This window comes from Pseudomonas sp. 5P_3.1_Bac2 (assembly GCF_025465995.1).
Lineage (GTDB): Bacteria > Pseudomonadota > Gammaproteobacteria > Pseudomonadales > Pseudomonadaceae > Aquipseudomonas.
The window spans coordinates 87,050-97,812 of the sequence record NZ_JANLNY010000017.1; the positions used below are offsets into that span (position 1 = coordinate 87,050).

Consider the following 10,763-nt stretch of genomic DNA (forward strand, 5'->3'; position numbering starts at 1 on the left):
GGAGCAGACATGGCAGATCAATCCCTGATCGGCTACCAGTTTCCAGCGTTTCGGTTCAAGGTCGAGGAAGGCAAAGTGGCGGAGTTCGCCAAGGCGATTTTCGCCACTGACCCTTGCTATCTCGACCTTCAAGCGGCGTACCAGCAGGGCTTTTTGTCCTTGCTGGTTCCACCGACATTCAGCACCGCAACCCTGCATTGGCAGCCGCAGCATCAAGGCAACCCGCTAAACCTCGACCTGAGCCGCGTGCTGGCCGGCGGCAACGAGTGGGAATACCTGCGCCCCATCGTCGCCGGTGAGACCTTTATCGTGCGCACACACATTGCCGACGTCAGTAAAAAACAAGGTTCCCGCGGCGAGATGACACTGATCATCCGTGAAATGGGCTTCTACGACGAGACCGACAGCCCGGCTCTGATCGCTCGCAGCACCATCATCGAAATGCCTCCGGTAACTGCCCAGCAAGCCGCCGAGGAACACACGTCATGAGCACTTTGATAAAGGCTTTCAGCGTCGGCGAGCAGGCAGCAGAACGTCGGGTCGGCCCTCTCAGCCGTACCGACATAGTGCGCTACGCAGGGGCCGGCGGCGACTTCAATCCGATCCACCATGACGAGACTTTCGCTCAACGCGCCGGTTATCCCAGCGTGTTTGCCCATGGTCTGCTCACCGCCGGCATCCTCTCGACCTACGCCAGCGAATGGCTGGGCCTGACCGCCCTGCGCAAATATGCCGTGCGCTACGTGGCGCAAGTCTGGCCGGGAGACACCTTGATCCTCAGCGGCCAGGTGGATGCGGTGCAAAGCAGCGCCGATGGCAAGCACATCGTCACGTGCTCCTTGCTGGTTCAGCGCGAGGCCAACGGTCAACGCCAGGACGTGCTCAAGGCCTCTGCCATCGCCCACTACGCCCAACCCAAAGGTGAATCAGATGCGTGATGTTCACGAGACGGCGCCCTATCAGCGCTACCTTGAGGGCTTGGCCCGTGGCGCACTGGTCTATCAGACCTGCGCCAGCTGCCATAAAGCGATCTTTTATCCACGCCCCGGCTGCCCATTCTGCGGCGCGCTGGACCTCAGTCTGCAAGACAGCAAAGGCCTCGGCACGCTGTACTCGGTCAGCGTGGTTTACGACAAAGTCCAGAACTACAACTTGGTTCTGGTCGATCTGGATGAAGGCTTTCGCATGATGAGCTGCGTGCCGGACTGTGCAGCCCCCGCTATCGGCAGCCGGGTAAAAGCCCGCCTAGAGCAACTGGATGATCAGGAGCCACGCATCGTGTTTGATCTGGTCGAAGGAGACGCAGCATGAGCCTCCAGCATTTGCGCGGCAAAGCCGCCATTGTAGGCCTGGCCGAATCCGATTTAGGCGACGTTGGCCCTCAGCGCTATGCCATCGAGCTGGCCGCTCAGGCGGCCTACCGTGCCCTGGAAGACGCAGGCTTACGCACCACGGACGTAGATGGTTTGTTCAGTTGTGTGATGGGCCGCTTCATGAGCAATCTGGATTTCGGCGAATACCTTGGCATTCGGCCGCGCTACAGTGACAGCGGCAATATCGGCGGCAGCTCTTTCCTGTCGTATCTGTTCCACGCGGCGGCAGCGATTAACGCCGGCTTATGCGACACCGCCCTGATTGTCTATGGCAGCACCCCTCGGGCAGACGGCCATCGGCGTCAGGCAATGACCGGCCTACAAGAGCGGCCCAATTACGAAGCGGCGTACAAACCACGTCACCCGGTTTCCGGCTATGCCTTGGCCACCGCGCGCCATATGCACCAATACGGCACCACCCGCGAACAACTGGCCGAGGTGGCCGTGGCTGCCCGCGCGTGGGCGCAGTTAAACCCGGTGGCCTTCCACTACGGCAAAGGCCCGCTGAGCATTGGCGAAGTGCTGGAGAGCAAGATGGTCTCCAGCCCATTAAGCATTCGCGACTGCTGCCTGGTTACCGATGGCGGTGGCGCGCTGGTGATCACCAGTGCCGAACGCGCCAAGCAACTGCGCAAGCCTCCGGTGTACCTGCTGGGTGCGGGTGAAGCCCACTCCCACCGCAGCATTTCGCAGATGCCCGACCTCACCACCAGCTGCGCGGTGGAGTCCTCCGCACGCGCCTATGCCATGGCCGGAATCAAACCGGCTGATGTGGATGTCTTGCAGCTCTACGACGCCTTCACCATCAACCCGATCATGTTTCTTGAAGACCTCGGTTTCTGCGCCAAGGGTGAAGGCGGCGCCTTTGTTGCCGATGGCCGTATCGCCCCAGGCGGCAGCCTGCCAGTGAATACGAACGGTGGCGGTTTAGCCTATTGCCACCCCGGCATGTACGGCATTTTTGCGCTGATTGAGGCCGCCCGCCAGATTCGCGGTGAGGCCGGCGCGCGCCAGCAAAACAAGGTCGAAATCGCCCTGGCACAAGGTAACGGTGGCCAGTTCTCCAGCCAGGTCACCGCCATTCTCGGCACGGAGAACACCCTATGAGCTGCGTGCTGCGCGAACGTCACGGCGACGTCTTGCTGATTACATTAAATCGCCCGGAGGTCCTCAACAGCTTCAATGGCGAGCTGCATCAGGGCTTATCTGATGCCTGGTATGAGGCCAGTTCAGCTGACGTGCGAGCGGTGGTATTAACCGGGGCGGGCCGCGCTTTCTGCGCAGGAGCAGACCTGCACTCCCCGCCCGCGCCGGACACGCTGGGGCACAACACCCTGCGCCATACCTTCAACAGCCACACCCTGGCCATGGCCGCGCTGGATAAACCGGTCATCGCCGCGATTAATGGCGCCGCTGCTGGTGCCGGGCTTTCGCTGGCCTGTGCGGCGGACATTCAGTTGGCGTCGAGCCACGCCAAGTTTGTTCCTGCCTTCGTTGATATAGGCCTGGTGCCCGATGCCGGTGGCAGTTGGTTTATCCACCGCCTGCTGGGCTACTCAAGGGCCTTCCAGTGGCTGGCCAGCAACCAGCGTCTGGATGCTCAGCAAGCCTTGCAATGGGGCTTGGTCAGTCAAGTCGTTGAGCCTGAACAACTGCTGCCAGAAGCCCTGAGCCTGGCCCAACAGCTCGCCAGTAAACCCGGTGCAGCAATCGGCCTGACTAAACGCTTACTGACCCAGGCAAGCCGGAACAGCCTGGCTGAGCAACTAGAGGCCGAGACGGCTCTGCAAAACCTCGCTGTCAACGACCCAGCCCGCGCCAAAGCCCGCGCGGCCATGTTGGAAAAACTTTCCCGAGGCTAATCCAGCCCACTGTTTAGCGGAGTTCCCATGATTGATTACGGACGTTTTCGCAGCATCTTGGCTGAACGCCAGGACCATGTACTGATCTTGACCCTGAACCGCCCCGAGCGTCTCAATGCCGTTGGCGACGACATGCACGAAGGCCTGGAGGCCATTCTGACGGACTTGCGCAATGACCCCAGCGTGCGCGCCGTGGTACTGCAAGCGGCCGGGCGGGCGTTCTGTGTGGGCGGCGACGTCAAGTCTTTTGGCGAAGAGCCCCAGACCGAAATGACGCCCTATGAAACCATGCAAGTGGTGACCCGCAGCGCCGCCCACCTGATTGAGTGCTTTATCAACACCCCGCAGCCACTGATCGGTGCCGTACAAGGCTACGCCATGGGCCTGGGCGCAACCCTGGCCCTGATGTGCGACGTGCTGCTGGTGGCGGAGGATGCACAAATTGCCGACACCCATGTGCCCGTGGGATTGGTCGCCGGTGACGGTGGCGCACTGGCCTGGCCATTGGCAATGCCATTCAATACCGCCAAGTACTACCTCATGACCGGTGAGCGCATCAACGCTCAGGACGCCGTCCGCCTGGGCCTGGCCCTCAAAGCGGTCGCCCCCGACGAGTTGCAGGCGCAGGCGCTGAACATGGCCGTGAAAATGGCCCAGCTGCCACCTCTGGCGGTGCAAGGCACCAAGCGCGCCCTTAACCAGATTCTGCGCCATCACAGCCAACTGACTCTGGACATGGGACTGCAACTGGAAGCCGCGACCTTCCTCAGCAAGGACCATAAAGAAGCGGTCAGCGCCTTTATGGAAAAACGCAGCGCAACTTTTGCCGGACGCTAACCGCCTATGAAACCGGTAACCACAGGCAGTAGCTGGCTAAGCGGAATATCCCTGGAAGTGCGCTGCCTGTGCGTTATCAGCTTCATTTCCGCAGTAGGCTTCGGCATCCAGTCGCCGGCCATCCCGGTTTTTGGCCAGAGCTTAGGGGTGGGCAGCAGCATGGTGGGGCTGATTATTGCCGCCTTTCCCATGGCCCGCCTGCTGATGGCCTGGCCGAGTGGCGCACTCAGCAACCTCTGGGGCGAGTATCGCTTGCTGTGCGCGGGCCTGCTGATTATGGCCCTGACCAGTATTGCTGCCGGCTTTTCTCAGTCAGCTGAGCAACTCCTTCTGTTTCGCGGTCTTTGCGGAGTCGGCTCGGTGTTGTACAGCGTGTCGGCCATGAGCCTGCTGCTGCGCACAACGGCTCAGGAGCAACGGGGCAAAGCCACCGGTCTATTTATGGGCGCGTATTACATCGGCACGGTCGCAGGCCCAGCCATCGGCAGTTTGTTTGTCGACCTGTCAGTACGACTGCCCTTTTTTATTTATGGCACGGGCGCTGGCCTCGCTGGCCTCGTCGCCCTGGTTTTACTGCGTGACCAGCGGCATCCGCACAGTGCCAAACGCGAGCTGAGCCAACCCCCTACGCGCCTTCGCGCTGCGCTCAAACTGCGCGCGTACCGCGCCGCACTGACCAGTAACTTCGCCATCGGCTTTGCCGTCTATGGCGTGCGGGTTTCTGTCTTGCCGTTGTTCTTGCTGGTGGTGCTGCAACAGCCCAGTAAATGGATTGGCATCGGCCTGACAATAGGCGCCCTCGCGCAGACCCTAGTCCTTCCTAAAGCGGGTCAATATGTCGACAAATGGGGGGTTAAAAAGCCGCTGTTGCTGGGTTTGAGCCTGGTTCTGGCCAGCTTTTTGATCATCCAGTTCGGCCACGCGCTGCCGGCCTATTTGCTCGGGATGGCCTGCATGGGGCTGGGTACCGCGTTCTGTACAACATCCGCGGCTGTTGCCGCAGGCGATGCCGCCAATGGGCGCGGCGGCACGGTGATTTCTACCTATCAGATGTCGGCGGATTTCGGCATGGTCGCAGGTCCCATTTTGATTGGCTTACTGGCCGAACACTACTCTTACGACCTTGCCCTGGCTGCCACCACCACGCTCTTGCTCTTAGCTGTTCTCACTGCACTGGCCATCCCCAAAACAACTAATAAGGCGAAACCACACAATGCAATGGAGTGAATCGCAGTTACCTAACCTGCAAGGCAAGCGAGCCCTGGTGACCGGTGGTGCTAGCGGCATCGGCTTGGAAACGGCAAAGGCGCTGGCCAAGGCCGGCGCCGAGGTGCTGATTGCTGATCTGGACGAAGTGGGCGCACGCGCCGCCATCGCCCACATCAACCTGCACAAGCCTCTGGCCCACGCACACTTCGCGCGACTGGACTTAAGCAACCTCAGCCAGGTCAAATCCTTCGCCGCTGCGTTAGTCAGTGAGGGGCAGCCGCTGGACTTGCTATTCAACAATGCCGGCATCCAACCCTTAAGCAAAGCTAACCGCACGCCTGAGGGCTTTGAACTGACCCTCGCCATCGGCCATCTGGGGCACTTTGCGCTCACCAGCCACCTGCTGCCCGTGCTGCTGCAAGCGCGCGCGCCACGCGTGATCACCACCTCCAGCCTGGTGCACCGTCAAGGCATTATCGACCGCGACGATCTGCAACTGCTACAGCACTACGAGGCACAACGTGCCTATAACCAGACCAAGCTGGCCAATCTGCTCTTCGCCCAGGAGTTGCAACGCCGCGCCGAGCGCGCAGGCACAGCACTGATCAGCGTAGCCGCTCACCCGGGTGTGGCCCGCACCGGAATCGGCCGCAACCGCAGCCGTCAAGGCAGCCTCAGCTGGAAAGACCAAATGGTCGGCGCCGTGCTGAAAGTCATCATGCCCCTGCTCGGACAAGACGCCGACAAAGGTGCTCAGCCACTGCTCTACGCTGCCACGCAAAAGGATATCGAACCGGGTGGCTTTTATGGTCCCAGTGGCCTCGGTGAAATGAAAGGCCCGCCAAAAGCCGCACGCATTGGGGGGATGGCAACAGATCAGGCACTGGCGCACTGGCTATGGGAAACCTCCGAGCATTTGTGCGAAGTCAATTACGACGCCCTGACGCAGCTGCGTCGGGCTTAAGCTGCGCGGCAACCGGGAGAATGTGATGTCAAAAGAAGCACAAATGAAAAGCGCCCTGCAGGCGTATATCGACGCCTTCAACCGCGCCGATCTGCACGCCATTGTCGCGCTGTATGCCGCTGACGCAACCGTCGAGGACCCTTATGGCAGCCCACCCAAAGTGGGCCAACAGGCCATCCGCGAATTTTATCGCGATGCCCTGTTATCAGGCGCACAACTGGAGCTGGCTGCCCCTATCCGGGCCAGCATGAGCAATGCGGCAGCGATGGCATTTGTGGCCGTGATTGGTAATGGGGCAAGCGTGACTCGGGTCAGCGTGATTGATCTGATGACCTTCAACGAGCAAGGTCTCATTACCTCAATGCAAGCCTATTTTGGCCAAAGCGATATCGCAATCGGCTAGCCAAAACGGAAAGCCGATACCGCGACCAAGCCTGCCAGCGACTCGTGATAAATACGCTTGGCAGGCTGTTCCAACGCCGCTCCACACGCCACCATCAGCGGTAGCAAATGCTCTTCACGAGGATGCGCAAAGCGCGCATGCGGAGCTTTGGGCCACGCCGTCAGCAAAGCTGCACGCGTAGCAGGCTCAGCCATCAACGCGGCATTCAGCCACTGATCAAACGCCTGTGCCCGCTCAGCGATCTGTGGTCCAACAGGCTGCATGTTATGAAACGACATGCCACTCCCGACGATCAGCACCCCCTGCTCACGCAGAGGCGCCAAACAGCGACCAACAGCCAGATGAAAACCAGGGTCCAGATCATGGCGCAGAGACAGCTGCACGATGGCAATATCGGCCTGGGGATAAATCAATTTGAAGGGTATAAACGCACCGTGATCCAGGCCCCGCTGGCGCTCAGGCTCAGCCTCGAACCCCGCCGCCTGCAACAGAGCACAAACTTGTTCGGCCAGCCAAGGCGCACCGGCAACCGGGTATTGCAAGTGGTAGGTATGCGCGGGAAAACCATAGTAGTCGTAGAGCAACGCGGGGCTAGCCGATGAGGTCACCCGCAAACACTCTGCCTGCCAATGTGCAGACACCACCAGAATTGCCCTTGGCCGCTCCTCAAGCGTGCTCGCCAATGTGCGTAGAAACTGCTCCAGGTTATCCCAGATATCAGGAAATCCAGGATGCCCGCGCATAAAGAAACAAGGCCCGGCACCGTGGGGGATAAAGACACTAGGCAGGGTCATTCAACTGGATCCGCAAGCTGATGGGAAAAACCAGCAAAGCACAAACGACAGTCAGCAGCAGAGCAATGACCAGCCCATCCTGCAACCCCATGCTCAATATCGCCAAGCCAACCACTGCACTGCCCAGTGCACTGCCATAACTGCGTGCCGTAGACACCAGCCCCGTGGCCGCGCCAACAAACTGCCGCGGAGTAACCATTTGCACAAACAGCGTTTGGTTCTGGTTGATAAAACCAAGGCCGACGCCAGACAAACCATAGCCGACCATGATGGCACCACTTGATAAGCCCTGCGGCAACATAACCAGCCACAGCGTGCCGCCAATCAACAAGGCGCTGCCTAAGCAGAACAAGCGCTTGGGCTGGGCCAATTTGGGAAACAGAAAGCTGTTCAGCAGACTGCCTAACGGCATCCCAATCAACATCGGCATCATGACCAAACCAGCCTCACGAAAGCTCATATCGTTCAGCGTGGTGAGGAGCAAGGGGCTATAGAACATCAGCACGGCCAGAATCGCGCCACTCAAGACGGTAGTCAGCGAAATAACCCTGACCTGCGTGTTGTGCAGAACCTCCAGAGCCAGAATGGGTTGTTGCACCCCCTGCTGCTGGCGCCACAACAACAGCAGCGCCAACGCGCCAACCAGCCAATACAGCCATGCGGCATGACTATGACCCAGGCTTTGCAAACCCAGTAATGAACCCACAATAAACAGGCTCATCAACAAGGCCCCATAGACATCAAAGCGTTGCCGGGTCAACGAGCGCGCCTGCAGATCCGGCATTGTGGCCAAGGCGAGGAGCACTGGCAGACAAGCTCCCGGCAGCACCAACAAGGCCATACGCCAACCGAAAAACTCGCTCAGTACAGCCCCCAACACTGGCCCGAGACTGCTCGAGATGGCGAACATCACGCCACTAATACTTTGCCAGCGTATCCGCTGCGCAGGGTCGGGGAAGACATCGACCGGCACCGCAAATGCCGATCCCGCCATCATGCCCAGCGCCACCCCGTTAACCACTCGCGAAGCGAGCAACACGCCCATGGATGAAGCCGCTGCCGCTAAGCACCCGGCCGTGCAGAGCAAAATAATCGAAATAAACACTAACCACTTGCGCCGCCAGATATCCCCCAACCGGGCAGTTACCGGCGTTGCACAAGCGGCGGCGAGCATCTGAATGGTGCTCAACCAGCCAATGTGTTCGAGCCCCTCCAATTGCGCAGCGGCTTGCGGTAACACCGAGCCGCCCAGCGTTGTTTCCAAGCCGAGCAAAAACAGCACGGCATAGATGCCAGCCATAGCATGCAGCTGCTGGCGAAATGGCGCAGGGGATCTAGGCAATGGGGATGTCACGGTTGCCTCTCCAGAGTTTTCCCGAGCATGCCACCTGCCCGCCATCGGGGCCTCACCCACTCGGACTAAGTGCCCTCCTCCCGCGCACAACTAAGCCAAGAGGGTGAGGAATGGCGTAATTCTTCACGCCATGATGCCTACGCACATCTCCGTGCCCACCATAACAACAACAGGAAATAACATGAGCTCGATTGAGAATGCAGTACCACACGCAAAGCTATCACCGGCCAAAGGCCTGATCGTCCTCATCTGCGTGATCGCCGTGATCAGCGGGTTTATCGCCTTGAGTATGTCCTTGAACATCCATAACTTTTGGCCCGCTTTTTTGTTTGTTCTGTATTGGGCGTCCATCGATCAAGCACGCACGGATCGCCTCCTGGCCGACGCGTTAGGCGCAGCAGTGGGCATGGCGCTCGCTTACTGTTTATGGATTATGCAGTCCGTTGGCATGCTGATGACCGTAGTGGTCCTGCTCGCCCTGGTGTTTGCTATTTACTGCACCATCATGTCGTGGCTCCCCAGCATTATTAACACCGCAACCATGCTGTTTCTAACCGTCTGCACCATTCCCGCCATCAACTCCCACGTACCCTTTGTTGAGCTGGCCAGTGCCCTTGGCTTAGGTATCTTCGTGTTCGGCGGCCTCGGTCTGCTTGCAGCCTGGTGCGCACAACGCCGGGCACAAGCCGCCAGCTAAGGGCCTTACGGCCCAGGCAGAAGCGCTCTGCCTGGGCCTTGCACAAGATAGTTGGCAGGCATAATCCAATAGGGTGAGGTCAACAAAACAGCCATCGAGCATCATGCACGCAAGCCTGAGTAGAGGATTGCGCAATGCTCCCCACCACCCCTAATAGCGACCAACCACTGCACCAGCAGTTAGCTCAACGTCTGTACCGTGCACTGCGCGATGGTACGACCATCCCCCCCCTGACGACGGATCATCCGGCACTTAGCATCGCCGACGCCTACCAGATTTCCCTGATTGCCATGGGCATGCGGCAGGCCGATGGGGAAAAGATCATCGGTAAAAAAATCGGTGTCACCAGCAAGGCCGTGCAGGACATGCTCGACGTCCATCAGCCCGACTTCGGTTTTCTCACCGACGCGATGCAAGTCGCTGACGGCAGTGATGTCAGCTGCGCCGCTAACGGCCTGATCCAACCCCGCGCCGAAGGTGAAATTGCCTTCATTCTGCGCGAAGACTTGTGCGGCCCCGGCATCACTGCCGCCGACGTACTGGCAGCCACTGACTATGTAGTGCCGTGCTTCGAGATAGTCGACTCACGCATCCACAACTGGCAGATCCGCATCCAGGACACCGTAGCGGATAACGCCTCCTGCGGCGTGTTCACGCTGGGCCAGCAGCGTATCAACCCGCGTGAAACCGATCTGGCCAAACTGGAATTGGTGATGCTGAAAAACGGCGAGGAAGTCGGTCGTGGTTTCGGCAGTGCCGTACAGGGCCATCCGGCTGCAGCGGTCGCCTGGCTGGCCAACACCCTGGGCGAATTCGGCATTCCCTTTCGCAAGGGTGAAATCATCCTCTCCGGTGCTCTGGCGCCCCTGATCCCTGTCGCCCCCGGTGATGCAATCAGCCTGACGCTTGGCGGTCTGGGCGAATCCAGCCTGCGCTTCGTTGCATAACGACGCATTGAATAGGAAGAACTCTGATGAGCAAAAAAATCAAATGCGCCCTGATCGGCCCCGGCAACATCGGCACCGATCTCTTATACAAGCTCAAGCGCAGCGAATACCTTGAGCCGGTGTGGATGGTCGGTATTGATGCCACCTCCGAAGGCCTGACCCGCGCCCGCGAAATGGGCCTGAAAACCACCAGCGACGGTGTCGACGGCCTGCTGCCACACGTCGAAGCCGATGAAATCCGCATCGCCTTCGATGCCACCAGCGCTTACGTACACGCAGAAAACAGCCGCAAACTCAACGAGCTGGGTGTGCTGATGATCGAC

The 10,763-nt window shown here is 59.5% G+C and carries 13 protein-coding genes and 1 pseudogene; 12 read left to right on the plus strand and 2 right to left on the minus strand.

Annotated features, from left to right (window positions below; genetic code table 11):
• Positions 1 to 9: 9 nt before the first annotated feature.
• The 9 genes from NTD81_RS11125 to NTD81_RS11165 are packed head-to-tail and all read left to right on the plus strand — an operon-like array spanning position 10 to position 6,648.
• A complete protein-coding gene (locus tag NTD81_RS11125; RefSeq protein ID WP_262182396.1) occupies positions 10 to 489 on the plus strand; it encodes a MaoC family dehydratase N-terminal domain-containing protein in 480 nt (159 codons plus the stop codon).
• On the plus strand, positions 486 to 938 hold the full coding sequence (locus tag NTD81_RS11130; protein WP_262182398.1) for a MaoC/PaaZ C-terminal domain-containing protein: 453 nt from the start codon (positions 486 to 488) through the stop codon (positions 936 to 938). Before NTD81_RS11125 ends, NTD81_RS11130 begins: the two co-directional genes overlap by 4 nt.
• The gene (locus NTD81_RS11135; RefSeq protein ID WP_262182400.1) at positions 931 to 1,311 is read left to right on the plus strand and encodes a Zn-ribbon domain-containing OB-fold protein; all 381 of its coding nucleotides are present in this window, start codon (positions 931 to 933) and stop codon (positions 1,309 to 1,311) included. The genes NTD81_RS11130 and NTD81_RS11135 overlap by 8 nt, the downstream gene beginning before the upstream one ends.
• Positions 1,308 to 2,480 (plus strand): acetyl-CoA acetyltransferase, encoded by a 1,173-nt coding sequence (locus tag NTD81_RS11140; RefSeq protein ID WP_262182402.1) that lies wholly within the window; start codon positions 1,308 to 1,310, stop codon positions 2,478 to 2,480. Before NTD81_RS11135 ends, NTD81_RS11140 begins: the two co-directional genes overlap by 4 nt.
• Positions 2,477 to 3,235 (plus strand): enoyl-CoA hydratase/isomerase family protein, encoded by a 759-nt coding sequence (locus NTD81_RS11145; RefSeq protein ID WP_262182404.1) that lies wholly within the window; start codon positions 2,477 to 2,479, stop codon positions 3,233 to 3,235. The genes NTD81_RS11140 and NTD81_RS11145 overlap by 4 nt, the downstream gene beginning before the upstream one ends.
• Before the next feature lie 27 nt (positions 3,236 to 3,262).
• The gene (locus NTD81_RS11150) at positions 3,263 to 4,072 is read left to right on the plus strand and encodes an enoyl-CoA hydratase/isomerase family protein (RefSeq protein WP_262182405.1); all 810 of its coding nucleotides are present in this window, start codon (positions 3,263 to 3,265) and stop codon (positions 4,070 to 4,072) included.
• Positions 4,073 to 4,078: 6 nt separating this feature from the next.
• Positions 4,079 to 5,299, plus strand: coding sequence for an MFS transporter (locus NTD81_RS11155; RefSeq protein WP_262182406.1), 1,221 nt, complete (start codon positions 4,079 to 4,081; stop codon positions 5,297 to 5,299).
• Positions 5,286 to 6,245, plus strand: coding sequence for an oxidoreductase (locus tag NTD81_RS11160; RefSeq protein WP_262182408.1), 960 nt, complete (start codon positions 5,286 to 5,288; stop codon positions 6,243 to 6,245). The genes NTD81_RS11155 and NTD81_RS11160 overlap by 14 nt, the downstream gene beginning before the upstream one ends.
• Positions 6,246 to 6,270: 25 nt before the next feature.
• Positions 6,271 to 6,648, plus strand: a complete 378-nt coding sequence (locus NTD81_RS11165) for a nuclear transport factor 2 family protein (RefSeq protein ID WP_262182409.1) — start codon at positions 6,271 to 6,273, stop codon at positions 6,646 to 6,648.
• On the opposite strand, the gene NTD81_RS11170 is transcribed toward NTD81_RS11165, so the two are convergent.
• Both NTD81_RS11170 and NTD81_RS11175 read right to left on the minus strand, forming a co-directional pair.
• Positions 6,645 to 7,442, minus strand: coding sequence for a DODA-type extradiol aromatic ring-opening family dioxygenase (locus tag NTD81_RS11170; protein ID WP_262182411.1), 798 nt, complete (start codon positions 7,440 to 7,442; stop codon positions 6,645 to 6,647). The two genes, NTD81_RS11165 and NTD81_RS11170, sit on opposite strands and share 4 nt — an antisense overlap.
• Positions 7,429 to 8,742: an MFS transporter gene (locus NTD81_RS11175; protein WP_262182412.1), complete on the minus strand. Its 1,314-nt coding sequence runs from the start codon at positions 8,740 to 8,742 to the stop codon at positions 7,429 to 7,431. The genes NTD81_RS11170 and NTD81_RS11175 overlap by 14 nt, the downstream gene beginning before the upstream one ends.
• A 235-nt stretch (positions 8,743 to 8,977) precedes the next feature.
• Here NTD81_RS11175 and NTD81_RS11180 point away from each other — a divergent pair, with 235 nt between their 5' ends.
• The 3 genes and pseudogenes from NTD81_RS11180 to NTD81_RS11190 all read left to right on the plus strand — a co-directional run.
• Positions 8,978 to 9,493, plus strand: coding sequence for a hypothetical protein (locus NTD81_RS11180; protein WP_262182413.1), 516 nt, complete (start codon positions 8,978 to 8,980; stop codon positions 9,491 to 9,493).
• Between the two features lie 134 nt (positions 9,494 to 9,627).
• Positions 9,628 to 10,440, plus strand: a complete 813-nt coding sequence (locus NTD81_RS11185; RefSeq protein WP_262182415.1) for a fumarylacetoacetate hydrolase family protein — start codon at positions 9,628 to 9,630, stop codon at positions 10,438 to 10,440.
• A gap of 26 nt (positions 10,441 to 10,466) precedes the next feature.
• A pseudogene (locus tag NTD81_RS11190) lies at positions 10,467 to 10,763 on the plus strand (acetaldehyde dehydrogenase (acetylating)); the annotation flags it as partial.